Annotated in this window: 19 protein-coding genes; 12 read left to right on the plus strand and 7 right to left on the minus strand. The window is 69.6% G+C overall.

Annotated elements, in window-relative coordinates; genetic code table 11:
- Positions 1–12: 12 nt before the first annotated feature.
- Positions 13–798, minus strand: a complete 786-nt coding sequence (locus tag ABZV44_RS24340; RefSeq protein ID WP_354840406.1) for an alpha/beta hydrolase — start codon at positions 796–798, stop codon at positions 13–15.
- A gap of 107 nt (positions 799–905) precedes the next feature.
- Between ABZV44_RS24340 and ABZV44_RS24345 the strand changes: the two genes are divergently transcribed.
- The 4 genes from ABZV44_RS24345 to nudC all read left to right on the plus strand — a co-directional run bounded on the left by ABZV44_RS24345 (position 906) and on the right by nudC (position 10,626).
- Entirely contained in the window at positions 906–4,730 is a 3,825-nt protein-coding gene (locus ABZV44_RS24345) for a PD-(D/E)XK nuclease family protein (protein ID WP_354840806.1), read from the plus strand.
- Positions 4,730–8,500 carry a UvrD-helicase domain-containing protein gene (locus tag ABZV44_RS24350; RefSeq protein ID WP_354840409.1) on the plus strand — a complete coding sequence of 1,257 codons (3,771 nt, stop codon included), beginning with the start codon at positions 4,730–4,732 and terminating at the stop codon, positions 8,498–8,500. The genes ABZV44_RS24345 and ABZV44_RS24350 overlap by 1 nt, the downstream gene beginning before the upstream one ends.
- Before the next feature lie 111 nt (positions 8,501–8,611).
- Positions 8,612–9,679: a potassium channel family protein gene (locus ABZV44_RS24355; RefSeq protein ID WP_354840412.1), complete on the plus strand. Its 1,068-nt coding sequence runs from the start codon at positions 8,612–8,614 to the stop codon at positions 9,677–9,679.
- Positions 9,680–9,705: 26 nt separating this feature from the next.
- Positions 9,706–10,626: an NAD(+) diphosphatase gene (gene nudC / locus ABZV44_RS24360; protein WP_354840415.1), complete on the plus strand. Its 921-nt coding sequence runs from the start codon at positions 9,706–9,708 to the stop codon at positions 10,624–10,626.
- 60 nt (positions 10,627–10,686) lie between these two features.
- Here nudC and ABZV44_RS24365 read toward each other — a convergent pair whose 3' ends face one another.
- Complete coding sequence (locus tag ABZV44_RS24365) at positions 10,687–10,938, minus strand: mycoredoxin (protein ID WP_354840418.1); 252 nt, start codon at positions 10,936–10,938, stop codon at positions 10,687–10,689.
- 129 nt (positions 10,939–11,067) lie between these two features.
- Here ABZV44_RS24365 and ABZV44_RS24370 point away from each other — a divergent pair, with 129 nt between their 5' ends.
- From ABZV44_RS24370 to ABZV44_RS24395, 6 genes are all read left to right on the plus strand, one after another.
- Positions 11,068–11,490, plus strand: coding sequence for an SRPBCC family protein (locus ABZV44_RS24370; protein ID WP_354840421.1), 423 nt, complete (start codon positions 11,068–11,070; stop codon positions 11,488–11,490).
- A complete protein-coding gene (locus ABZV44_RS24375) occupies positions 11,487–11,912 on the plus strand; it encodes an EVE domain-containing protein (protein WP_354840424.1) in 426 nt (141 codons plus the stop codon). The genes ABZV44_RS24370 and ABZV44_RS24375 overlap by 4 nt, the downstream gene beginning before the upstream one ends.
- On the plus strand, positions 11,912–12,373 hold the full coding sequence (locus ABZV44_RS24380) for a MarR family transcriptional regulator (protein ID WP_354840809.1): 462 nt from the start codon (positions 11,912–11,914) through the stop codon (positions 12,371–12,373). Before ABZV44_RS24375 ends, ABZV44_RS24380 begins: the two co-directional genes overlap by 1 nt.
- Positions 12,374–12,427: 54 nt before the next feature.
- A complete protein-coding gene (locus tag ABZV44_RS24385) occupies positions 12,428–14,584 on the plus strand; it encodes an ATP-dependent DNA helicase UvrD2 (protein ID WP_354840812.1) in 2,157 nt (718 codons plus the stop codon).
- Between the two features lie 153 nt (positions 14,585–14,737).
- Positions 14,738–15,100, plus strand: coding sequence for a hypothetical protein (locus tag ABZV44_RS24390; RefSeq protein WP_354840427.1), 363 nt, complete (start codon positions 14,738–14,740; stop codon positions 15,098–15,100).
- Positions 15,101–15,280: 180 nt separating this feature from the next.
- On the plus strand, positions 15,281–15,553 hold the full coding sequence (locus tag ABZV44_RS24395; RefSeq protein WP_354840815.1) for a WhiB family transcriptional regulator: 273 nt from the start codon (positions 15,281–15,283) through the stop codon (positions 15,551–15,553).
- Positions 15,554–15,634: 81 nt separating this feature from the next.
- On the opposite strand, the gene ABZV44_RS24400 is transcribed toward ABZV44_RS24395, so the two are convergent.
- The 3 genes from ABZV44_RS24400 to ABZV44_RS24410 all read right to left on the minus strand — a co-directional run bounded on the left by ABZV44_RS24400 (position 15,635) and on the right by ABZV44_RS24410 (position 19,452).
- Positions 15,635–17,023, minus strand: coding sequence for an AarF/UbiB family protein (locus tag ABZV44_RS24400; RefSeq protein ID WP_354840817.1), 1,389 nt, complete (start codon positions 17,021–17,023; stop codon positions 15,635–15,637).
- A 44-nt stretch (positions 17,024–17,067) separates the two neighbouring features.
- Positions 17,068–17,928 carry a TOMM precursor leader peptide-binding protein gene (locus ABZV44_RS24405; protein ID WP_354840430.1) on the minus strand — a complete coding sequence of 287 codons (861 nt, stop codon included), beginning with the start codon at positions 17,926–17,928 and terminating at the stop codon, positions 17,068–17,070.
- Between the two features lie 111 nt (positions 17,929–18,039).
- On the minus strand, positions 18,040–19,452 hold the full coding sequence (locus ABZV44_RS24410) for a zinc-dependent metalloprotease (RefSeq protein ID WP_354840433.1): 1,413 nt from the start codon (positions 19,450–19,452) through the stop codon (positions 18,040–18,042).
- An 85-nt stretch (positions 19,453–19,537) separates the two neighbouring features.
- On the opposite strand from ABZV44_RS24410, the gene ABZV44_RS24415 reads away from it, so the two are divergent.
- The gene (locus ABZV44_RS24415) at positions 19,538–20,563 is read left to right on the plus strand and encodes a PDZ domain-containing protein (protein ID WP_354840435.1); all 1,026 of its coding nucleotides are present in this window, start codon (positions 19,538–19,540) and stop codon (positions 20,561–20,563) included.
- A gap of 6 nt (positions 20,564–20,569) precedes the next feature.
- Here ABZV44_RS24415 and ABZV44_RS24420 read toward each other — a convergent pair whose 3' ends face one another.
- Positions 20,570–21,178 carry a PPA1309 family protein gene (locus tag ABZV44_RS24420; RefSeq protein ID WP_354840438.1) on the minus strand — a complete coding sequence of 203 codons (609 nt, stop codon included), beginning with the start codon at positions 21,176–21,178 and terminating at the stop codon, positions 20,570–20,572.
- 179 nt (positions 21,179–21,357) lie between these two features.
- Between ABZV44_RS24420 and ABZV44_RS24425 the strand changes: the two genes are divergently transcribed.
- Complete coding sequence (locus tag ABZV44_RS24425) at positions 21,358–24,342, plus strand: UPF0182 family protein (protein WP_354840441.1); 2,985 nt, start codon at positions 21,358–21,360, stop codon at positions 24,340–24,342.
- Positions 24,343–24,537: 195 nt separating this feature from the next.
- On the opposite strand, the gene ABZV44_RS24430 is transcribed toward ABZV44_RS24425, so the two are convergent.
- Entirely contained in the window at positions 24,538–25,674 is a 1,137-nt protein-coding gene (locus ABZV44_RS24430) for an Lrp/AsnC family transcriptional regulator (protein WP_354840444.1), read from the minus strand.
- Positions 25,675–25,696 lie beyond the last annotated feature (22 nt).

Here is a 25,696-nt window from a genome sequence, read left to right on the forward strand (position 1 = left end):
GCGCCTCCTGGGTCAGAGCAGGGCACGGACCAGCGCGGCGGTCTGCACCGGCCGCGCCTGCGCGACCATGTGGTCGCAATCGAATTCGTGGACGGTGAGCCGGTCACCCAGATGAGCGGTGAGCGCCGCCCGGAAGTCCGGAGACACCAGCGGCGGGTTCACCTTCATCGCCTGCACCATGACCGTCGGCATCTCGCGGGGCGGCAGCACGAAGTCCCGGGCGATCTCACCCCAGAAGGCGATGATCGCCGGCATGGTCATGCGCCAGCCCACCCGGCCGTTCGCGGTGGGCACCAGGTGCTCCGCCAGCTCGGCATCCAGGACCGCCGGGTCCACCTCGGCCCAGGACGTCTCCAGCTTGTCGAACCGGGCCTGTTCGATACTCTCGTAATCCGGCGCCGCCAGCATGGAATTCGCGATGGTCAGCATGCGCTCGGGTTCCAGGCCGATGGCCGGATCGAGCAGTACCAGCCCGCGCACCAGCTCCGGGCGGCGATGCGCCAGATGCACCGCGGTGGCCGCGCCGAACGAATGCCCGAGCACCACCACGGGTTCGCTCGTCTCGTGCTCCAGCAGCGCCGCGAGATCATCGACGAGAGTTTCGAAATCCCAGGGCGGCACGCCGGGCGACCTCCCGTGCCCCCGCAGATCCGGTGCAATGATCCGGACATCGGGGAGATGCTCGTCGGCCAGCGCCTGCCAGCGCCGGCCGTGGCCCGTCAACCCGTGCAACGCCAGCACGACCGGACCGGTCGGGGGACCGAAACGATGACTATGAAGCTCCACCACGCTGCCCATTCTGCTGCCTGGGCCCGATATGAACAGCTTCCGGACTGTGATCGGCGGCACGGCCAACTCATGGCAAACGAAACCTGTCGGGGCAGTCTGTTGAAATAGCCGACGTGATGCGATCGGATAGCTCGGTGCAATTGGTGCGCCGGGCCGAGGCGGCGACCCCCTCACGGGAGTGGGACGCCACCCTCCGGCCGCTGTTCGACGACCTCGGCGCCGACCCCGGCTGGCAGCCCTGGCAGGTGCTCGGCGGACCCGGGACCGGCAAGACCGCACTGCTGGTCGATGTGGCCGCCGCGCGCATCCTGGCCGGGGCCGCACCCGAATCGGTGCTGGTGCTCACCTACACCAAGCGCGCCGCGACCGCCGTGCGCGCCGCCATCACCGCCCGCGTCGCCACGGCCGATCCGGAACTGGGCGGGGTGCCCGGCGCCACCCGCGGGCCGCTGGTGCGGACCATCCACTCCTACGCCTTCGGACTGCTGCGTTCCTTCGCGGCGGCGCACGGCAATCCGCCGCCGCGTCTGCTCACCGGATCCGAGCAGGACATCGTGGTGCGCGAACTGCTGCGCGGCGACCTCGCCGACGGCGCCGCCGCATGGCCCGAAAGGCTGCATCCCGCGCTGCCCGCCGCCGGATTCGCCGAACAATTGCGGGACCTCATGCTGCGGGCCACCGAACGCGGTCTGGGGCCCGAGGATCTCATCGAACTCGGGCGCGCCCACGGCCATCCGGAATGGGTCGCCGCCGGGCGCTTCGCCGAACGCTACGAGCAGATCATGATGCTGCGCTGGTCGGTCGGCATGGACGTGCCCGAGGCCAGCGCCCCGGCCCTCGACGCCGCCGAACTCGTCACCGCCGCCCTCGACGCCTTCTACACCGACCCCGAACTCCTTGCCGCCGAACGCAATCGGCTGCACTGCATCCTCGCCGACGACGCCCAGCACCTCGATCCCCATGCCGCCCAGCTCATCCGCGCCCTGGGCAGCGGCGCCGCCACCACGGTCATCGCCGCCGACCCCGACCAGGCCGTCTACACCTTCCGCGGCGCCGACCCCCGCTTCGCCGCCGACCCCGACGCCCCCGCCGACCGCCGCATCATCCTGCGCCACAACCACCGCTCCACCCCGGCTGTCCAGGAAGTAGCCGACCGCATCGCCGCCCGCCTCCCCGGCGCCGCGCCCCACCGCACTCCACCGCCCGATCCGCGCCCCACTGCCGCCACCTTCGATTTCCTGCACGAGATCGCCGCCGGCCTCGGGGACGGCGACGAATCTCGCGGTGCCACAACCCCGCCGCACATCGACGGCCCAGCCGGCACCTCGGGACCGGACGACACGACGTCCACGACTGCCAACGGCGGCACACGCCGTTCGAACGGCCTCCGGCCCGCCGCCGCGGCCCCGCCGCACCAGGCCGGCGCAGGCGATCGGGGCGGCACCGGGCGTAGTCAGGTCGGAGCGAGCGATTCGGCGCGGCGCTCGGCCGGGGGTACCGATGAACGCGGCCGATCCGGGAATGCCCGGGGCGGTTCGCAGTCCGGTGGCGAGGTGCGGGTGCAGGTGCTGACCACACCGGCCAAGGAGGCGGCACTGATCGCCGATCATCTGCGGCGCGCGCATCTCACCCACGGGGTGCCCTGGTCGCACATGGCGGTGATCGTGCGGTCGGTGCCGCTGTCGCTGGCGCCGCTGCGGCGGGCGCTGCTGGCCGCCGGTGTGCCGGTGCGACAGCCGCCCGCGGATGTTCCGCTCGCGCGGCGGCGGGGCGCGGTGTGGATGTTGCTGGCGCTGCGGGCCGTAACCGCGGGCGATCCGACCTCGGTGCGGCATCCGCGGCCGATTGCGTTCACCGTCGACGACGCGCTCGACCTGCTGGCCGGACCGCTGGGCGGAGCCGACCAGATCAGCCTGCGGCGGCTGCGGCGCGGCATCCGGCGCACGGTCATGGAGCTCGGATATCCGGAGCGCGCGACCGAGGACGACGCCGACCGCGATTCGATCGGCGCGGCCGAATCCGATGCGACGGAATCGGATCCGGCGGACAGCGGGCGGCCCTCCGAGTCGCCCGGCGCGGGTGCGGGCCCTTCGTCCGCTGCCACACCGCCGCGTGGCGACAGCCCGGTCCGGCCGCGACCGGCCGCCGAATACGACCGGGACGCGGAGCGATTCGCCGACCTGGATCGGTCGTCGGCGGAGATTCTGCGGGATCTGCTGGTGGGGGCCGGGAATCGGGTGGTGCTGGAGAAGCTCACGCCGGTGGAGGCCGCGCCGCTGCGGCGGGTGCTGAAGGCACTGGGCCGGGCGCGGAAGGTGCGGCGGGACGGGGGCGGGCTGGAAGACGTGATGTGGGGCGTGTGGACGGGTTCCACGCTGGAGCGGCGGTGGGTGGGGCAGTCCGAGCGCGGGGGAGCGGTCGGGATGCAGGCCGATCGGGACCTCGACGCGGTGGTCGGGTTGTTCGAGGCGGCCGCGGCGTATGTGGACCGGCTGCCGCGCGCCACCATCGAAGGGTTCGTGGAATACCTGGAGCAGCAGGAGATTCCGCAGGACAGCGCGCCGGTCACCGATCCGGGCGAGGCGGTGACCATCTGCAGCGCGCACGCGGCCGCCGGGCGGGAGTGGGACACCGTGGCGGTGGCGGCCGTGCAGGAGGGCATCTGGCCCAATCTGCGGCCGCGCGGCACCCTGCTCGGCGTCGAGGATCTGGTGGATCTGCTTGCGGGCGTGGGCGGTTCGGGGGAGAAAGTGAGCCGGGCCGCGCCGCTGCTCGCTGAGGAGCGGCGACTGCTGCTGGTGGCGTGCAGCCGGGCGTGCCGGTCACTGCTGGTGACCGCGGTCGAATCCGTCACGGGGGACCAGGATCTCGTGCCATCGCGGTTTCTGGCCGACATGGACGGCGAGGCCGCCGATGGGCAGCCGGGCCGGATCCCGCCGCCGGTGGACCCGGGCCGGGCCCTGGCCATGCACGCCCTCATCGCCGAATTGCGTGCCGCCGCCTGCGATCCCGAGACCGTGCCGGAGCGCCGGCTGCGCGCGGCCCGGCAACTGGCGCGGCTGGCGGAGGCCGGGGTACGCGGCGCACACCCGGACGACTGGTACGGCACCGCGGAGCTCTCCTCCACGAATCCGCTGTGGGACAGCGAGGACGGCGCGATCTCGCTGTCGCCGTCCACCGTGGATCAGCTGAAGACCTGCCCGCTGCGCTGGGCGCTGGAGCGGCACGGCGGCGGGGACGGCGAGAACCCGCACGCGCTCAAGGGCAATCTGGTGCACACCCTGGTACAGGCGCTGGCCGGGCAGGTCAGCGAGGACCAGGTCAAACAGGCCCTGGCCAAGGCGTGGAAGAAGGTCGACCCCACCGCCCGCGACGGCGAGAACTGGCACTCCCGGGCGGAACTGCGCCGCACCGAGACCATGGTCGACACCTTCCTGGCCTGGCTGCGCAATACCCGCGACGAGCTCACCGCCATCGGCGTCGAGGTGCCGGTGGACTGCGTGCTGCCCGCCCGCGGTCCCGGCGAACAGCCGGTGCGGATCAGCGGCCGGGTCGACCGGGTGGAGCGAGATGCCTTGGGCCGCTTCGTCATCGTCGACGTGAAGACCGGCAAGACCCCCATCTCCAAGCAGGCCGCCGAGGAGCACGCACAGCTGGCCACCTATCAGGTCGCCGCCGCCGAGGGCGCGCTCGGCGAGGGCGAGCCCGGCGGCGCGCGCCTGGTGTACGTGGCCAAGCCCAGTAGCAAGGAGGGCGCGACCCAGCGCACCCAGCCGCCACTGGACGCGGACGGAATCGAGACCTGGCGCACCGTCATCCACGACGCCGCCGATGCCTCCAAGGGCCCCAGCTACCTCGCCATGCGCAATGACGGCTGCCGTCACTGCAAGGTCGCCGGCAGCTGCCCCGTGCAGGACACCGGCCGGCAGGTGACGGACTAGTGCGCGTCACCCCGCGTCAGCTCGCCGACGCGCTGGGCCTGCCGCCGCCCACCGACGAACAAGCCGCCGTCATCGCCGCCCCGCCGGGGCCCACCCTGGTGGTGGCGGGCGCGGGCGCGGGCAAGACCGAGACCATGGCCGCCCGCGTGGTCTGGATGGTGGCCAACGGCCTGGTCGAACCCGAACAGGTGCTGGGACTGACCTTCACCCGCAAGGCCGCCCAGCAGCTCACCCAGCGCATCCGCACCCGGCTGGCCCGGCTGGCCGGCGCACCGGTGCTGCGCGACATCGACCCCACCGGCCACCTGCGCGCCCAGCTCACCGCGTCCGAACCGGAGATCAGCACCTACCATTCCTACGCGGGCCGCCTGCTCACCGAATACGGCCTGCTGCTGCCGGTCGAACCCACCGCCACCCTGCTCACCCAGACCCAGCTGTGGCAGCTCGCCTACCGGGTCGTCTCCACCTGGGACGGCGACCTCGACACCGACCGCAGCCCCGTCGGCGTCACCGAGGCCGTGCTCGCCCTCTCCGGCCAGCTCGCCGAACATCTGGTGGAACCGCACCAATTGGCCTCGGCCCACCTGGAATTGGAGCGCCTCGTCCACACCCTCCCCGCCGGACCCCGGCAGAAGGGCGGCCCCAAGAAGGCGCTCCTCGACCTCCTCGAAGCCCAGCACGAGCGCGTCGCCCTGTTGCCCCTGGTGGATCGCCTCGCCGAGGAACTGCGCCGCCGCGGCGCCCTCGACTTCGGCGCGCAAATGTCCTTGTCCGCCCGCCTGGCCGCCACCCACGCGGAAGTCGGTGCGGCCGAACGCGATCGCTTCCGCCTGGTCCTCCTGGACGAATACCAGGACACCGGTCACTCCCAGCGCATCCTGCTCTCCTCCCTCTTCGGTGCGACGGCTCCGCCCGACCCGGCAGCGGCGCCGACCCGGCAACCGCTGGCCGTGACCGCGGTCGGCGACCCCATGCAGTCGATCTACGGCTGGCGTGGCGCGTCGGCGGCCAATCTGCCGCGCTTCGCCACCGACTTCCCCAGTGCCCCGGGGATTCCCGCGCCGATCCTGCCGCTGCTCACCAGCTGGCGGAATCCGCCGGAGGCCCTGGATCTGGCCAACCTGGTGTCGGATCCCCTGCGCGAGCGGGCGGCGCGCGGCGGGGGAGTGACGGTGGACGCGCTGCGGCCCCGCCCGGACGCCGCGGCCGGACTGGTCGCCATGGCGCTCGCGGAAACCGTTGCGGTGGAACGGGAGTGGGTCGCCGAGCGGATCGCCGCCGAATGGGAGACCGCGAACGACGCGGGCGACCCGCCGCCCACCTCCGCGGTGCTGGTGCGGCGCAATGCCGATGCCGCGCCGCTCGCGGAAGCCCTGCGAGACCGCGGATTACCCGTGGAGATCGTCGGCCTGGGCGGGCTGCTGCACACGCCGGAGGTTGCCGATATCGTCGCCACCCTGCGCCTGGTCGCCGACCCGTCCGCCGGTAGCGCGGCGGTGCGCATTCTGACCGGTGCCCGCTGGCGGATCGGCGTCGCGGACATCGCGGCCCTGTCCCGCCGTGCGCGGGAGCTGTCCATCCGCCACCCCGCCGGGCAGACCGACGCCATCACCGACACCGCCACCCTGGACGAGGCGCTGCGCGAGGTCGCGCCCGAACCCGCGGAGAAGGCCGGTCTCGGCGACGCCATCGCCGATCCCGGTGAGCCGGACCAGTATTCGGCCCAGGGCTTCGCCCGCATCACGGCGCTCGGCCGCGAGCTCTCCGCGCTGCGCGAGCGGGCCGGCCAGCCGCTGGCCGAACTGGTCGCCGATGTGGAGCGCACCATCGGCATCGGCGTGGAGACCCAGGCCCGCCGCACCCACGCCGCCGCCGGGCGCGAGCACCTCGACGCCTTCGCCGAGGTGGTGGCCGGATACTCCGCCGACCACCGCTCCTCCCTGTCCGGCCTGCTCGACTTCCTCGCCGCCGCCGAAGAGGTCGAAAACGGTTTGGAGCCAGGCGAAGTCGAGGTCGCCCACGACCGCGTCCAGGTGCTCACCGTGCATGCGGCCAAGGGCCTGGAGTGGGAGGTGGTCGCGGTCCCGCACGTGGTGGACGGCACCTTCCCGTCCGGCACCGGCACCGCCACCTGGATGGGCGCGCTCGCCGAACTCCCGACCGCGCTGCGCGGTGACCGCGAGCAGGAGGACGCCACCGACGGCGTCCCCGTCCTCGACCTGGCCGACCTCTACGACCGCGCCGACCTGGAACGCGCCCTCGACGACCATAAGAAGGCCCTCGCGGCCCGCCGCCTCGACGAGGAACGCCGGCTGTTCTACGTGGCCCTCACCCGCACCGAGCGCGCCCTGTTCGTCTCCGCCCACCACTGGTCGGAAACCGGCTCGAAACCCAAGGGCCCCTCCGCTTTTCTGCTCGAGCTCAAACACGAGACCGAGGCCCCGGGCTCGGAGCTGGCGCGCGGTGCGCGCATCGACCGCTGGGACGATCCGCCCCTGCCCGACACCCCCAACCCCTTCACCGACAACCCGCAGACCGCCACCTGGCCGCGCGACCCGCTCGGCTCCCGCCGCGAATTCGTGGAGGAAGGGGTGACCCTGGTCAAGGCCGCACTCGACGACCTGCGCGCCGAATCCCGCCCACGGCAGACGGAACTCGACTTCGGACCCGAATTCGGCGGCGCCGCAGCCGATCCCGAGCCGGAGGACGCGGATACCGAAGGCTGGGCCGAGGATGTCAGCGCCCTCATCGCCGAGCACCGCGCCGCCGAACAGGCCGTGCGCGAGGTCGAACTGCCCGGCCAGCTCGCGGCCACCGCCCTGGTCGACCTGAGCGCCGACCCCGCGAAACTCGCCGCGCGCCTGCGCCGTCCGCTCCCGTACCCACCCAGTCCCTACACCCGCCGCGGCACCGCCTTCCACGCCTGGCTGCAGCGCTGGTTCGGCGGCGCGCGCCTGCTCGGCTTCGAGGAACTGCCCGGCGCGGCCGACATCACCGACACCGACGCCGACCTCATGCGTCTGCAGGAGGCCTTCCTCGCCTCCCCATGGGCCGACCGCAATCCCGTCGAGGTGGAGGTCTCCTTCGAAACCACCATCGCGGGCACCGTGATTCGCGGCCGCATGGATGCCGTCTTCCGCCGCCCCGACGGCATCTGGGTCATCGTCGACTGGAAGACCGGCGCGGAACCGCAACGCGCCGACGAGGATTCGGTCGCCGTCCAGCTCGCCGTCTATCGGCTGGCCTGGGCCCGTCTGGAGGCCGCCCGCAGCGGCCGCGCCGAATCCGACCTGCTGGCCGAGACGGTCGCCGCCTTCCACTACGTCCGCACCGGCCGCACCATCGCCCCCGAACACCTGCCCGGCCCAGCCGAACTCGCCGCCATCATCACCGACGCGGCCCCCCGCCGGATTCCGCCGACCCCGCCCGAACCCCCGCTCCCACCCGAGCCGGACGACGACGACCCGGATCCTGCCGAGCCCACCGATGTCGAAATGCTGCGTCTCCCGGCCGCTTCGGGGCGATCCGCACCCGCCGGATACGACGATGAACCCGCGCCCGGGCTCGAACCACCGCCCGACCCGGAAGCGCCACCCGGCCCAGATGCGTCATCCAGCTCCGATGCGCCACCGCCCTCGGCGCCGATGCCCACCGAGCGCGCCGATGCCCACCCGGGCTCGCACCGGGATCCGGTGCCGGGCTTCGATTTCCCGCCCGATTTCGAGCCGCCACCCGATCCGGAATCGGTGCCGCCGGACCCGCTGTACTGAGTCCCGGACCGTCGCGCGACTTCGCGACGCGCGCCCGCCGAAACCGCCGCACGGCGTTTCGCCCGGTACGCTCCGGACCTGTGCCGCAGCCAGAAGTGCCCGAAATGACCGGTGATTCACGTGTTCGGTGACTCCTCGCGCGGGCTGGCCGGTCTCACCGAGCGGCCCGACCACGCGCTGGTCGGCGTCCTGCGGGTCCCCTCCGCCCAGTCCAGCCCCTGGTACTCCCTGGTGCGACGGCTGGGCGTGGCGGTGCTGCTGCTGGTGGCGGCCACCCTGGTGGTCTACATCGGACGTGACGGCTACCACGACAACGCCCGCGACCGGATGGGCCTGCTGGACTGCGCCTACTACGCCACGGTGTCGCTGTCGACCACCGGCTACGGCGACATCACACCGGTCACCCCCACCGCGCGGCTGATCAATATCCTCATTGTCACGCCGCTGCGGATCCTGTTCCTCATCGTCCTGGTCGGCACCACCCTGGCGGTGCTCACCGAACGGTCCCGGCAGGCGTTCAAGATTCAGCGATGGAGGCGCACCGTGCGTAATCACACCGTGGTAGTCGGCTACGGCACCAAGGGCCGCACCGCAGTGGACGCCATGCTGGCCGACGGCGCGCAGGCCGGCGACATCGTGGTGGTCGACACCGACCCGCAGGTGCTCGAATTCGCCGCCAATGCCGGGCTGGTGACGGTGCACGGCTCGGCCACCAAGTCGGATGTGTTGCGGCTGGCCGGAGTTCAGCACGCCGCGGCCGTCGTGGTGGCCGCCAACCGCGACGACACCGCCGTCCTGGTCACGCTCACCGCCCGCGAAATCAATCCCAGGGCAAAGATTTCCGCGGCGGTGCGCGAGGCCGAGAACACCCACCTGCTGCGTCAGTCCGGCGCCGACTCCGTGGTGGTGTCCTCCGAGACCGCCGGCCGCCTGCTCGGCATCGCCACCACCACCCCGGCGGTGGTCGACATGATCGAAGACCTGCTCACCCCCGAGGCCGGTTTCGCCATCGCCGAACGCGACGTGGAGACCGAGGAGATCGGCGGCTCCCCGCGTCACCTGCGCGACATCGTGCTGGGAGTGGTCCGCGACGGCCGCCTCATCCGCGTCGGCGATCCCGAGACCGACGCCCTCGAGACCGGGGACAAGCTCCTCTATCTGCGCCGCGTCCACGCCTGACCATCACGCCCGTCTAATCTCGGGGTGTGTCAGGTTTCCAGCTGAATGCCGTTCCGGTGCTGTCCCGTACCTCACTCGACCGGGCCGAAGACCTCCGCTCCGACGAACAGGCCCTGAAAGAGGGCTGGGCCCAGGCCAAACTCCTGCGAATGAACAAGCGCGGCCAGGTCCGCGTCGACAACGGGACCGTGGTACTCGAGCCCGCGCTCACCCTCGCCCCCGAACGTGCGCCCGAGGCCGTCTTCCTCGGCGTCGACGACGGCACCCACCTGTGGGCCGTGCGCGACCACACCATCGAGGGCACGCTGGCCGACCTGCGCGCCTACGGCTCCACCCTGGACCTCGACGATTTCGGCACCGGCCTGCTCTCCACCGCCATCGCCCTGCTGAACTGGCACGACAAGGCGGCCTTCAGTGCCGTCGACGGCACCCCCACCACCTCTGCCAACGGCGGCTGGTCGCGCATCAGCGAAACCGGGCACGAGGATTTCCCGCGTACCGACCCGGCCGTCATCTGCCTCATCCACGACGGCGGCGACCGCGTGCTGCTGGCCCGCCAGCACACCTGGCCGCAGGGGTTGTTCTCGCTGCTGGCCGGTTTCGTGGAGGCGGGGGAGTCGCTGGAACGCTGCGTCGAACGCGAGATCAAGGAGGAGGTCGGCGTCGACGTCCGCGAGATCCGCTACCTGGGCAGCCAGCCCTGGCCCTTCCCGCGCTCGCTCATGCTCGGCTTCGCCGCCGTCGCCGACCCGGACCAGCCGCTGTCCTTCCACGACGGTGAGATCGCCGAGGCCTACTGGTTCACCCGCGACGAGGTGCGGGCCGCGCTGGCCGCGGGCGCGTGGGGATCGCCCACCGGCGCCACCGGCGGCGAGGCGAAACTGCTGCTGCCGGGGTCGATTTCGATAGCCCGGACCATTGTCGAATCCTGGGCCGCCGAAAGCTGATCGGGCACAACAAGAAGCCGCACACCTACTGGTGTGCGGCTTCTTTCTTCATCCCCGGGGCTAGCCGATGGCGGCGAGGGCCTCTTTCACCTGTACCAGGGTCGGGTTGGTGGCCGTCGAGCCGTCGCGGTACTTCACGGTCGGCACAACGTGATTGCCGTTGTTCACACTGCCCACGAATTCGGCGGCATCGGGGTGGTCCTCGATGTCGATCACCTCGTAGGTGATGCCGGCCTCGTCGAGCTGCTTCTTGAGGCGACGGCAGTAGCCGCACCAGGTCGTCGAGTACATGGTCAGATCGGTAGCAGTCACGGTCGGTGCAACATACTCGCCGCGGATCGTGTTCCCCGCGGAGGGTCGGTTGTGAGCCGATCGACGCCGTTCCGAACCGATCGAAGATCAGGGGTTGACGAAGAAGTACTAAGCGCGCATACTAATTGCATGACGTTCATCGCTGAAGCCTCCGCCACCTCGACCGCCACCCCCGCCGCCTTCTTCACCAAGTGGGCCGACATGGCCACCTGGCCCGAGTGGAACCAGGACACCGAATGGGCCGAGCTCGACGGCAAGTTCGAGCAGGGCGCGACCGGCGTTATCAAGCCCAAGGGCGGTCCCAAGACCAAGTTCGTCGTCACCAAGCTCACCGATACCGAATTCATCGACTCGTCCAAGCTGATCGGCGCGCGGCTGATCTTCGCCCACGAGGTCACCACCGACGGTGAGCGCACCACCGTGAAGGTCCGCATCACCATGGAGGGCCCGCTGCGCGGCCTCTGGAACAAGATCATGGGCGGCAATCTCGCCAAGTCCCTGCAGGGCGATGTCGAGGCGCTGGTCGCTGCCGCCGAGGCGGTGCTGGTATGAGCACCAGGTACTGGCTCGCGGTCGTCTCCCGCGATCATGTCCGCCGGGGTGTGGAACTCGGCTTCGCGCAGGCCAATCACGGCAAGCGCGCGGCCGTGGAACGCATGAAGGCCGGGGACGGACTGGTCTACTACTCGCCCCGCACCGGCATGCGCGAGGGCGAACCGATCAAATCCTTCACCGCCATCGGCACCGTCGCCGATGGCCCGGCCTGGCAGGTCGAGGAACAGGGCGGCTGCTTCCGCCCCTGGCGGCGCGCGGTCGACTACGACCCCGCGGCCCGCCAGGTCGCCATCGACGACCTGCGCACCGAGCTCGACCTGACCAGCGTCCCCAACTGGGGGATCGTGCTGCGCCGCGGCCTGGTCGAGCTCACCGCCCACGACTTCGACCTCATCTCCCGCGCTATGGTCGGGCAGTGATGGCGAATGACGGATTGCACACCGAATTCGAGCACGCCGACGAAAGCCCCGGTCTCTTGCTCTGGCAGGTGACCAACCGCTGGCAGGCCGCGCAACGCGCGGCACTGGCCCCCTTCGACCTGACCCACGTCCAGTTCGTCCTGCTCGCCGCCCTGACCTGGCTGACCGGCCGGTCGGGCGGCGAGCCGGTCACCCAGCGCGATGTCGCCCACCAGGCCGCCACCGACCCCATGATGACCTCCCAGGTGCTGCGCACCCTGGAACAGAAGGGCCTGCTGGAACGCCGCGACCACCCCACCGACCGCCGCGCCAAATCCCTCCTCCCCACCGAATCCGGTGCGGCCCTGGTCAATCGGGCGATCGGCGCCGTCGAAGCCTGCGACCGCGACTTCTTCGCCCCCCTCGGCGACCGCACCCCCCGCTTCACCGCGGCATTACGCCAACTCCGCGACCGCGGCTAGTCCAGGTCTCCCACGGCAGCGGGGCCACCACACCTGTCGGAGGGCACTGTCATGATGGACCGCGTGACTGCCGCGACCACCCAGGCCCAGCTCCGGCTCGACGAACTCGATGCCGAGCAGGCCGCGGCCGTGCGCGCACCCCGGGGACCGGTCTGCGTGCTGGCGGGCGCCGGCACCGGCAAGACACGCACCATCACCCATCGCATCGCGCACCTGGTCTCGGCCGGGCATGTGCGTGCCGACCAGGTGCTGTCGGTGACCTTCACCGCCCGCGCGGCGGGGGAGCTGCGCAATCGGCTGCGGGCACTGGGTTTGAGCGGTGAGGCCGGGCAGGTGCAGGCGCGGACCTTCCATGCCGCGGCGCTGCGGCAGCTCAAATACTTCTGGCCGCAGGTGGTCGGCGAGGTGCCGTGGCGGCTGATCGACGGCAAGTTCCCCATCGTGGCCCAGGCCGCCGGCCGGGCCGGGCTGCCCACCGACACCGACAGCCTGCGCGACCTGATCGGCGAGATCGAATGGGCCAAGGGCTCGCTCGTCGCGCCCGAGGACTACGCGGGTGAGGCGGCCCGCCGCCACCGCGATGTGCCCTACGAGGCGAAGAAGGTCTCGGCGGTCTACACCTACTACGAGGCCCTGAAGAACACCCCCGACGGGCTGCTGCTCGATTTCGACGATCTGCTGCTGCACACCGCGGCCGCGCTCGAGGACTATTCGTCGGTGGCCGAGGAGTTCCGCGGCCGCTACCGGTGTTTCGTGGTGGACGAGTACCAGGACGTCACCCCGCTGCAGCAGCGGGTGCTCGACGCCTGGCTCGGCGATCGCGACGACCTGACCGTGGTCGGCGACGCCAACCAGACCATCTACTCCTTCACCGGAGCCAGCCCGGCGTATCTGCTCGACTTCTCCCGCCGCTTCCCCGACGCCGCCGTGGTCCGCCTGGAACGCGACTATCGCTCCACCCCGCAGGTGGTGTCACTGGCCAACCGGGTGATCGGTGCGGCCCGCGGCCGCATCGCGGGCACCCGGCTGCAGCTCATCGGCCAGCGCGCCGACGGCCCGGAACCGACCTTCGCCGAATTCGACGACGAGCCCGCCGAGGCCGCCGCCGTCGCCAAGGCGGCGGCGAAACTGCTCGGAAACGGTGTTCCCGCAGCGGAAATCGCGATCCTCTATCGCATCAACGCGCAATCGGAGGTCTACGAACAGGCGCTCACCGAGGCGGGCATCCCGTATCAGGTACGCGGCGGCGAGGGTTTCTTCCACCGGCCCGAGGTGCGGCAGGCGGTGTCGGCGCTGCGCATCGCCGCCAATCGCGACGACCTGCCCGATGCCCGCGGCGAGAAGCTGGTCACCCTGGTGCGCGCGGCGCTGGCCCAGGTCGGGCTCACCAAGGAGGAGCCGGTCGGCGCCCAGGCCCGCGAACGCTGGTCCTCGCTGATGGCGCTGGTCCAGCTCACCGAGGAACTAGCCGAACAGGATCCGGCCCTGGAACTGACCGGTCTGTTGCGCGAGCTGGCCGCCCGCGCCGAGGCCCGGCACCCACCGACCGTGCAGGGCGTCACCCTGGCCTCGCTGCACGCTGCCAAGGGTCTGGAGTGGGACGCCGTCTTCCTGGTCGGCCTGGCCGACGGCACCCTGCCCATCCAGCACGTACTCGGCTCGGACGCAACGGTTTCCGACGAGGCCGCCCTCGAGGAGGAACGCCGCCTGCTCTACGTCGGCGTCACCCGCGCGCGGGAACACCTCCAATTGTCCTGGGCCCTGGCCCGTTCCGCGGGCGGCCGCAAGGTGCGGCGTCGTTCCCGCTTCCTCATCGGCCTGGTCCCCGACGACTCCCCGGCCTCGCGCATCGCCGCCCACACCACCGAGCGCCGCAGCGGTCCCAAGCGCGTCCACCCGACCTGCCGCATTTGTGGTCGGCCGCTGCTGAATACGCAGGCCACCATGCTCGGCCGTTGCTCGCGCTGCCCCGCCGACATCGACCCGGAATTGCTCGAAGCGCTGAAGGAATGGCGGCGCGAGAAGGCCGAGGAGCTGTCACTGCCACATTTTGTGGTATTCAGCGATACGACCCTGACCGCCATCGCCGAACAGCGCCCGGCCGACGACCGAGCCCTGGTCGCGATCCCCGGCATCGGGGCCAAGAAACTGCAGACATACGGGGCGGATGTCCTCGCGATCGTCCGATCGCGGCTACGGGACTCTTCCTAGCCCGTGCGAAGAATGTGTGCAAGCCCCTGAAACCGCAGGTCAAAAATAGGTTGTGTGCATCCGTATAGATACCTAGTGTGGTTCTCACGCACCGGGGAAGAACCCGCGTGTTCCAAGCACTGATCGCTACGAGTGAAGGAGGGAGGCAGACCGATGAACAACATTTCGAGCTTCGTTTCGACCGGCAGCATCGCCGGCCGTCCGGCGACGGCATGCGTCATGTCCGTCGCGTCCGTCTCCCGGGGGATCCTCGCGCCCAAGGGGATTCGTATGTCCGGCGTGAATGGTGATCTTGGTCTTCAGGTCTTTGCAAGCAAAGCCCAAGCGGATCAGCAGATCGTGATCAAGCAGGACAAGCCCAAGGGTGACTGGCACCCGGCTGCCGTGTACGCGGCCGTCGAAACCCTCGCAGTCGCAACCGGAACCGAGCGTCCGGTGCATCTGCTGGCAGCCCGTCCCCGCACTACCGACCCAGCGACCGTGATCAGGAGTCGACACCGAAGTCGACTCAGGTAGGGAATCACTCCCAGACCTCCTGGCCACGGATCGCGACCCCGCGAAACCGTGGCCAAAGTTTTATCGGCCCTGCAGCCACCGGCACCGGTTTCGCGAAACACCGAACGACCGATGCACGAGCTGAAGGAGCCCGACGTGTCCACCACGGTCATCCGTGAACGAGTGACATGCCGCAACACCGTGGCCAACACGACTACCCGCACCCGCCGGGGAGTCACCATCACCCTGCCCTGCCGAGTCGGCAACCCGGACCTCTGGTTCGCCGAGGCCCCCGCCCAGCTGGAAGAGGCGAAGGCGCTGTGCGCGTCCTGCCCGATCCGCCAGGGCTGCCTGTCGGCCGCACTGGATCGCGGTGAGCCCTGGGGTGTCTGGGGCGGTGAGATCTTCGACCAGGGTGTCGTGATCGCCCGCAAGCGCCCGCGTGGCCGCCCGCGCAAGGTCGCGGTGGCATGACCGCCCCGGCTTCCGGGGGAGTAGAACGCATACGACCCGCTTACCAGACGGTAGGCGGGTCGTTTTGCGTCGCAGGGGAATTCAGCTCGCGGCGCGGAGGGTCTCGACGTAGCCGGGGACCCAGTCGTTCATGAGCTTCATGAAGGGGATTTCGGCGTCGAGCTGGGCACAGATCCCTACCGAGCCGCCGAGGACTCGGAAGATCATCACGTGCTCTGCCGGGAGTTGCAGGGAGCGAGCGGTTTTCATCATGTCGGCGTTGGAGATGTCGGTGGCCTTGCCCGCCACGCGCTGCATCCACCGGCGGGTGAAGTGGAAGGTTTCGGTTTTGATGGGGTCGGTGAAGGGGCGCAGGTAGTCCTGGATCTCCTGGATGCTCACGGTCTTGCCGGGGATGACCCAGCCGTTGTCGTGCAGCAGCGCCGTCAGTTCGTCGTAGCGCTCCTGGACCTCGAACGCCACCATCTGGCCCAGGATCTTGGGGAAGCCATTGGGCAGGGGAGCGCAGGCGCCGTAGTCGATGACCGCGAGGCGACCGTCCTCGAGCACCATGAAATTGCCCGGATGTGGATCGGCGTGCAGCAGGCCCGCGATCGACGGTGAGCTGAAATGGAATTCGCCCATCAGCGAGGCAGTCCGATTGCGCAGGTCGACCGTGCCGGCCGGGTCCGCCATGCCGCGCTGAATGATCTTCGAGACCGGGGTGGCATCGTCCAGCCACTCGGTGACGATCACCTTCGGTGCGCTGGCCACCACCTTCGGCACCAGAAAGCGCGGGTGCCCCTCGTAGGCCCGGGCGAACTGGCGCTGGTGCCCGGCCTCGATCCGGTAGTCCAGCTCCTCCTCGGTGCGCTCACTGATCTCGGCGAGAATCGGCTTGATATCGGCGCCCGGAATGAGCGCGCTCATCATGCCCGCCATCCGGTTGAGCGTCTTGAGATCGGCGCGCAGCGCCTCGTCGGCGCCCGGGTACTGCACCTTCACCGCGACCACGCGGCCGTCGGACCAGATCGCCCTGTGCACCTGGCCGATGCTGGCCGAGGCGGTGGGCGCGTCGTCGAATTCCCGGAAGCGTTGCCGCCAGCCGGTTCCCAGCTGCTGGTCCAGCTGGCGATGCACGGCCGCGGCCGGCATGGGCGGCGCGGCGGCCTGCAGCTTGGTGAGCGCCTCGCGATAGTGCTCGCCGAACTCCTCCGGGACGGCGGCCTCCATCACCGACAGCGCCTGACCGAACTTCATGGCGCCGCCCTTGAGCTCACCGAGCACGGCGAAGAGCTGTTCGGCGGCCTTCTGATTCAGCTCGGCGTTGATCTCCTGCTTGTCTCCCCCGGCAAGTTTGCGGCCGAAACCCACGGCCGCCCGCCCTGCGATGCCGAGTGGAATCTTGGCCAGCTTGGCATTGCGGGAAGAGCGCTTGCTCACAATCTCTGACACGTTCCCATCATGCCGATGTCCCAGACGGTTCGCCATGGGATTGGGGTGTTCTTCCGGGTTGGCGGCAATAGTGGTTTCCATCACACCACCGCGCTTTCACTGCAACCGCAGTTCGGATGGACGGGCCACGGACGCCGATCCAGGTGCGGAATCTCCGGATCCCATTCGAGCGTGGCGTGCAGCGTGGCCGGCGGGTGTTCCGCCCGGCCGGAGGACACGGTCTCGATCTCCTTCAGCGCCAGGGCCGCGGTCATGGCCACCCCCGCCGGGGACGCGTACCCGACCCGCCCCAGCAATTGCGCCGCCAGTTGCGGCCACGCCGGTTCGGACTCGGCGCGATACAGGTCCGCGCAACGCAGACAACCGGTTTCGCCCGGCAGCACCAGCGGGCCGACGATCCCGCGTCCATCGCGGATACGGACCTGCAGATGGGGAATGCGGCGGCGCATGAGCGCGGCGACCAGGGCGGGATCCGGGACGAGGGTGTCGGACAGCACGAGCAGATCCGGCCGATCCGCCTCGAGACTCTCGATGCCCGGCTCTCCGTAGCGCGCGTGGGAGTGCTTGGCCCGCAGGCCGATTCGGCGCAGGCCGTCCAGCAGTGCGTCCGCCAGCGGCCCGCGGCCGTGGACCCGCACCTTCCGCAATCGTGCCCGCGGCTCATCCGCGGCCAGCAGCTCCGCGGCCGCCATCTGGTCGAGCAGCGACTGCGCGATATCGGTCCCGAATCCCAATTCCCGTGCCCGCCAGAGAATCTCGGCCTCGGTGCGGGACCCGTCCAGTAGCCGCAGCAGCGCGGGCACCGCCTCGATCGGCCCCGGCGGTTGCAGGATGACCGCGTGCTCGGGATCCCAGCCGAGCTGGACGGCGCCGTTCGGGCGCACCAGCACGGTGATTCGGGGATGGAGCATCGGTCCACGGGTCGGCAGCACAGTCGTCATGCCATCAGCGTGCATGCTCCCGGAAACGCCGAAACCCGCGAAAACGCTTGTTCATCAGCGCTTTCACGGGTTATCCACAACTCGGGTCAGGGGCTTGCGCCCATCCACAGGTCAGGCGGTGGCGTCGCCCTCGGGCTTGTCGCCGGTGGCATCCTCGCCCTTGCCTTCCTTTTCGGCGCGCTCCCGCGCCTCCGTCTCGGCCAGCTGCGCCAGCGGATCGTCGAACACCGCCGCGCCGCCGCCCAGCACCGAATCGATGAAGCCCGCCGGGGCGTCCAGGTCGGAGGAGTCGGGCAGCAGGTCCGGGTGCGCCCACACGCCGTCGCGCTTCTCCAGCCCGGCGTCGGTGGTCAGCCGCCGCCACAGCGCCGCGGCCTCGCGCACCTTGCGCGGCCGCAGCTCCAGGCCGACGAGGGTCGCGAAGGTCTGCTCGGCCGGCCCGCCGGTGGCGCGACGACGGCGCAGCGTCTCGGCCAGCGCGCCCGCACCGGGCAGCCGATCGCCCACGGCGTCGCTGACCACGGTCTCCACCCAGCCCTCGATCAGGGCCAGCAGCGTCTCCAGTCGCTCCAGCGCGGCCTTCTGCTCGGGGGTGGTCTGCGGTTCGAACGTGCCCTGCGACAGCAGCTCTTCCAGCTTCGACGGATCCTGCGCCAGCGCCATGGGATCCAGGTTCTGGGCGGCCTGCTCGATGGCCGAGAAGTCCATCTTGATGCCGCGCGCGTAGTCCTCGACCGCGCCCAGCACCTGCTGGCGCAGCCACGGCACGTGCGCGAACAGCCGCTGGTGCGCGGTTTCGCGGGCCGCCAGGTAGACCAGGATCTCGCTCTCCGGCTGCTCGAGCCCGGCGCTGAATTCCGAGATGGCCGCGGGCAGCAGTGCCGCGGTGCCGTCGGGACCCAGCGGCAGGCCGATATCGGTGGAGGTCAGCACCTCCTTGGCGAGCTGGCCCAGGGCCTGGCCCAGCTGCGAACCGAAGGCGAGTCCGCCCATCTGGCCGAGCATTCCGAACATCGGCGCCGCGAATTCCTTGGCCTCGGCCGGGAGCGTGGCGGTCCACATGCCCGAAACCTGTTCGGCCACCGGATCACACAGCCGCTTCCAGGTGGGCAGCGTCTCCTCGATCCAGTCGTTGGCGGTCCACGCGACGGTCTTGGTCGCGCCCGCGGGGAAGGTGGTGGCGGCGTCGAGCCACAGCTCCGCCAGGTGCGCCGCGTCGGCGACAGCGCTCTGCGCGCCGGAGGAGACGGGCGGGACACTGGACCCGAGCTGCTGGCGGGCCAGCCGCTTGGCGATGTCGTAATTGACCGGACCGGTCTGTGCGCCCGGCTGTCCCATGCTCGAGAACATGGCACCCAGCTGCGTCAGCATCTGACCGAGTTGCGAGGGATCGAATCCGCCGCCGCCCGGACCGCCCATGGCGAATCCGAACGGGTTGTTCGCACCAGAACCGCTGGACTCGTCCCCGGGCTTGCGCTCCGGATCGTCGTCGCGATTCGAGAATCCGAACGGAAAATCACTCATACCCACTACGGTACTGGAGCCGCGGACCACGCGAACCGCCGAGCGGAGCGCGGCAATGGCCTCGATGACCAGTACCCTTGGCCGCGTGAACCGTCGGATATTCACCCTGCTCGCCGCCCTGGTCCCGATTCTGGCGCTGGGCATACTTGGCAGTGTCGTCACCGTTCCATTCGTGGCGCTCGGACCGGGGCCGACCTTCAATACGCTGGGCGAAGTCGACGGAAAACAGGTGGTCGACGTGCACGGCGCGCCGGTGAAACCGGTATCCGGCAATCTCAATATGACGACCGTCTCCGTTCGCGATCGGCTGAATATTTTCGAGGCGATCGGCTTGTGGATCGACGGCCAGCACGGTTTGGTGCCGCGCGCGGAGGTCTATCCGCCGGGACAGTCGCGTGATGATGTCGACAAATCCAATCAGCAGCAGTTCAAGGATTCCGAGGACTCCGCGGAATTGGCGGCCCTCAACTATCTGAAGCTGCCGACCGCGGTGCAGCTGGCGAATGTCGCCGACGACGGCCCGGCCAAGGACATGCTGAAGAAGGGCGACGAGATCGTCAGCATCGACGGTAAGCCGATCGCCACCACCAAAGACGTTGTGACCGCGGTCTCCTCGGCCAAGCCCGGCACCACCATCCCCGTGGTGGTCCGCCGCGACGGCGTCGAGCAGACCGCCGAGATCACCCTGGGCGCGCGTCCCGACGATTCCGGCAAGGGCTACCTCGGCATCACTCCCGACGAGATCAACAAGGGCCCGATCAAGGTGGACTTCAACCTCGGCGAGATCGGCGGCCCGTCGGCGGGGCTCATGTTCACCCTGGCCCTCATCGACAAGCTCACCACCGGTGACCTGTCCGGCGGCAAGTTCGTCGCGGGCACCGGCACCATCGACCCCGACGGCAAGGTCGGCCCGATCGGCGGCATCCAGTACAAGATGATCGCCGCCCGCGAAGCCGGCGCCGAGACCTTCATGGTCCCGGCCGCCAACTGCAACGAGGCCGCTCAGCGCACGCCCGCGGGCCTGCGGCTGGTCAAGGTCGAAAACCTGTCCGGCGCAGTCCAATCGCTCGAGGACATCAACGCGGGCAAGGAAGTCACCAGCTGCGGCTGACCTCGTTCAGAAGTCGTCGGGATCGTTCTCCAGCGTGTGGCGCAGGGCTTCGACGAGATTCGGGGCGAGGTTGGGAGCGGTACGCAGATCGAGGTCGCCGAAGGGATCCTCGTCCTCCTCGCTGGGGCGGACCTGCAGCAGCGACAGCGAGGTGCCGTCACGCAGGACACCGACGAACAGGCGGGCGTCGCGGCGCTCGGCGTGGGTCATGGCCGCGCGGCGGGCGGCCTGGTCGGCGGCGTCGCGGTCGGCGAGCAGGGGAGCGATGGCATCGTCGAGGGTCTGCTCGGCGGCCGGCGGCAGCACCACGATCTGCTGTACCAGTACACAGCCCTCGACCGACGGCGGCCAGCTGGTGGTGGCGAGGAACTCGTCGAGCGCCATGGCGTCGGCCTCGCCCGCGATGTCCTCGGGGAAGGGTTCCTGCGCAATGGGAGTCAGGGCGTCCTGCTCGTCCAGCTGATCCAGCAGGGCGGGTTCGGCGGCCGCCAGGTCCGCGGTCGGTACCAGGGCGAACATCTGCGGCGGGCGGTCCCAGCCTTCGCCGTCGACATATTCCGCGACTTCCCGGATACACCGGTACAGGGCCGAGGCCGCCCACTGCTCAGGATTCACCCGGCAATCCTCGCATCCCGCTCATGGCCGGCCCACGCGGCAGGTGTTGGGCCGCGCGGCGGGCGTTTTACGTAGAGTGGGGCGCGAACGGTCCCCTGGGACCAACTCGCATCATCGGACTGCGACGCTGCGTGCCGGTATCCCGGCCGGGGCGTCGCCGGACCTGGGAGAGTGGCATCGTGGGCATGCGCCCCCCGACCGGCTTACCTTCGCTGTCGCGACGCAGCCGCATTCTGCTCGTCACGGCGCTGGTGCTGGCCGCACTGTTACTGGTCGGGCCCCGGCTCACCGACGCCTATACCAACTGGTTGTGGTTCGGGGAGGTGGGATTCCGCAACGTCTACACCACCGTGCTGTTCACCCGGATCCTGTTGTTCCTGGTGGTCGCGGTGGTCGTGGCCGTCATCATCTGGCTGGCGCTGCTGCTGGCGTACCGGTCGCGGCCGGTGTTCGTGCCGATGAACGGACCCGGCGATCCGATCGCCCGCTACCGGACGACGGTGATGAGCCGGCTGCGCCTTTTCGGTATCGGCATCCCGGTGCTCATCGGCGTGCTGTCGGGTCTGGTGGCGCAGTCGAGCTGGGTGACGGTCCAGCTGTTCCTGCACGGCAGCTCCTTCGGGGTCAAGGATCCGCAGTTCCATCTGGACGTCGGCTTCTACGCCTTCGACCTGCCGTTCTATCGGATGGTGCTGAACTGGCTGTTCGTTTCCGTGGTGATCGCCTTCTTCGCGAACCTGGTGGCGCACTACGTCTTCGGCGGGCTGCGGCTGTCCGGCCGCGAGGGCACGCTGAGCACCTCGGCGCGCGTGCAGCTGGCCATCCTGGCCGGACTCTTCGTGCTGCTCAAGGCGGTCGCGTACTGGCTGGACCGCTACGCGCTGCTGTCGAGCACCCGCAAGGAGCCGACCTTCACCGGTGGCTCCTACACCGATATCAACGCGGTGCTGCCGGCCAAGCTGATCCTGCTGTCCATCGCGGTCATCTGCGCCATCGCCTTCTTCGCCGGAGTCGTGCTGCGCGACCTGCGGATTCCGGCCATGGCGGCGGCGCTGCTGGTGCTGTCCTCGGTGCTGGTGGGCGCGGTGTGGCCGCTACTGGTGGAGCAGTTCTCGGTGCGCCCGAACGCGGCCACCAAAGAACAGGCCTATATCGAACGCAATATCGAGGCCACCCGCGAGGCTTACGGGCTCACCCAGGACAAGGTCCAGTACGTCGACTACAAGGGCGAGGCGACCAAGGACCCGGTCACCGTGCCCGCCGACCAGCAGACCATCAAGAACATCCGGCTGCTGGACCCGAACCTGCTGACCCAGACATTCATTCAGCGCAATCTGCAGCTGCAGAACTTCTACGGCTTCCCGGATCCGCTCGACATCGACCGCTACACCATCAACGGTGAGATGGGCGATTACATCGTGGCCGCGCGCGAGCTGCAGCCGCAGAACCTGTCCGGTAACCAGACCGACTGGATCAACAAGCACACCGTGTACACGCACGGCAACGGCTTCGTGGCTTCGCCCGCCAACAAGGTGAACGCGGCTCCGCCCAAGGAATCCCAGCAGGCCGGTCAGTCCGCGGGCAGTGATTCCGGTGGCGGGTACGGCTATCCGGTGTTCAATGTCGGCGACAAGAAGACGGTCAGCGACCTGTTCACGCCCAAGGAAGAGCAGGCCATCCCGGTCGATCAGCCGCGCATCTACTACGGCGAGCTGATCTCCAAGTCGGATGCCGACTACGCGATCGTGGGCAGCAACAACCAGCCCAAGCGCGAATACGACACCCCCACCGACCAGTTCACCTACGACGGCGCGGGCGGCGTGCCGCTCGGCAACTGGTTCAACCGGCTGGCCTTCGCGGCCAAGTACGCCGAGCGCAACATCCTGTTCTCGGGCGCCATCGGACCGGATTCGAAGATCATCTTCAATCGCAATCCGCGCGACCGCGTCACCCAGGTGGCGCCGTGGCTGACCGCCGACGGCGATGTGTACCCGGCTGTGGTGAAGGGCCGCATCGTCTGGATCGTGGACGCCTACACCACCCTCGACAACTACCCGTACGCGCAGAAGACCTCGCTGGACGGCGTCGTGGAGGACTCCATCGACCAGACCACGGGGCGTCTACTACCCCGCAAGGAGGTCTCCTACATCCGGAACTCGGTGAAGGCCACCGTCGATGCGTACGACGGCACCGTCAGCCTGTACGAGGTGGACAAGACCGATCCGGTACTGAAGGCGTGGATGGGTGTGTTCCCGAACGCGGTGAAGCCGGAGAGCGCCATCTCCGACGAGCTGCGCGCGCACTTCCGCTACCCGGAGGACCTGTTCAAGGTGCAGCGCGAGATGCTGGCGAAGTACCACGTGGATGATCCGCGAGAGTTCTTCACCAACAACGCCTTCTGGTCGGTGCCCAATGATCCGACCCAGGAGGGCGCGGCCAGCGGGGCGCATCAACCGCCGTACTACGTCCTGCTCGGTGATACGAAGACCGGGAAGTCGCAGTTCAATCTGACCAGTGTGATGGTGGGTTACAAGCGGAACTTCCTGTCCGCCTACATCCAGGCACATTCGGATCCCGACAACTACGGCAAGATCACCGTTTTGAAGCTGCCCGCGGATTCACAGACGCCGGGCCCGGGCCAGACGCAGACGTCCATGACGACGGCCGATCAAGTGTCCCGAGACCGGAACCTGCTGACCGGTGGCAATGTCAACAAGATCAAATACGGCAATCTGCTGACCCTGCCGGTCGGTGACGGCGGCATCCTGTACGTCGAACCCTGGTACCTGGAACGCAATACCGGCGGGCCCAACGCGCCGTCCTTCCCGCAGCTGGTGAAGGTGCTGGCCAGCTACCGCGACAAGGTCGGCTACGGATCGACGGTCAAGGAAGCGCTCGACCAGGTGCTGCCCGGAACCGGCAGTGCCGCAACCGATCAGCCGGGACAGGCGGCCACTCCGCCGGCCCAGGGTGCGACGCCGCCGACCACACCGGCGACACCCCCGGCCAACGGGTCCGCCGGCAAGGATGCGGCGGTCAAGCAACTCGACGACGCCTTGAGGGCGGTTCAGGACGCACAGAAGTCCGGCGACCTGGGCCAACTGGGCAAGGCGCTGGAGCAGTTGCAGATCGCCGTGAACAACTACGAGAAGACGGGCGGGTAACTGACCCGTTAGCGCGAGGCGCTGTCACCTGTGGGTGACAGCGCCTTTCGCATTTCCTGGGGTCGATGTCTCGCGGTGCGGTCGCGGGGTTGCCCACGCGCGCCTCGGCGACCTTGCGGGTGTGGGGTGTATCGCGCATCCTTCCGGCTCATGTTGCATGCCGAGGTGGGCGGTGTGGCTGGGGCGCTTCCGATTTCAGCTACCGGGTCGAGAGGTGAGCGCAGTCGGAGGCGCGGTCGACTTGACCGTGTAGAGGGCCGGGGTGGTCTCGAGCGCGTGGATGGCGTCGAAGGATCCCAGGCGGCGAGTCAGATAGCGGTGCAGTGCGGCCGGGTCGGGGCAGAGGGCCTCGGCGATCAGGTTGGTGCGGCCGGTCGTGGCGGCGACGAACGCCAATTCCTCGTGCTGGGACAGGGATTCGGCGACCGCGTGGAGCTGACCCGGAGCGACGGTCGCCCACAGCAGGGCGCGGGTGGTGACGCCGAAGACGCGATCGTCGATGTCGACATCCAGATAGAGTGCGCCGGCAGCACGCAGGTCGGCGATGCGCCGCGCCACCGTGGACTGTGACCAGCCGGTGGCGGCAGCCAGGTCCGCCAAGGTCGCGCGGCCATCGGCACGCAATGCCGAGAACAGTGGCGCGTCGGTGGGGGAGACCGGTTTGCGAACGCGGGCCCGGGAATTCGGCTCCCGGTCGGCGCCGGACGAGTCCGAGCTGTGCATCTCGGCGCGCCCGGTTGATATGTGCGTCTCAGTCGTCGCAACCGGGTGGCCGTTGTCGGCGGAAGAGATCGCTGCGGCCGGGGCAGACGGCGAATCAGGGCCTAAATTGTTGTGTGACAATAGTTTCCGGCGTTGCTCGGCGTCCAGCGTGGTGAGTCGACCGGGCCAGGCGGTCGGGCCGCCGAGGTAGGTGTGCAGTACGTAGTGCGCGGAAATTCCGGTGATCGCCGAGGTTCGGGGAAGGTCGTCGAGCAGCAGCGCGGGTGCGTCGGGACCGGGGCCGTCGACGATGAGGAAGATTTCGGTGCCGCCGGAGGTGAGCATCACCCAGCTGGTATCGCCGCGTTTCGCCAAGGCCTGCGCCAATTTTCGCGCGGCCGCCGGGGTGCAGGTGAGCCGGACCAGCCACTGGGTGGTGCTGGTGCGCCCCGGGTCCGGCAGCCCGACCACCCGCAGCCCGAACTCCGCGCGCAGGCGGCGGTAGCGGCGGGCGACGGTCTGGGTCGAGACACCGAGCACCTCGCCGATGCGGTTGAAGGGCGCGCGTCCATCGATGTGCAGGGCATGGACAACGCCGCGATCCACCTCGTCCAGCATGGAAGAAATCATTGCAGATCAGCCTGATACGGAA

Source organism: Nocardia sp. NPDC004860 (assembly GCF_040609015.1).
Taxonomy (GTDB): Bacteria; Actinomycetota; Actinomycetes; order Mycobacteriales; family Mycobacteriaceae; genus Nocardia.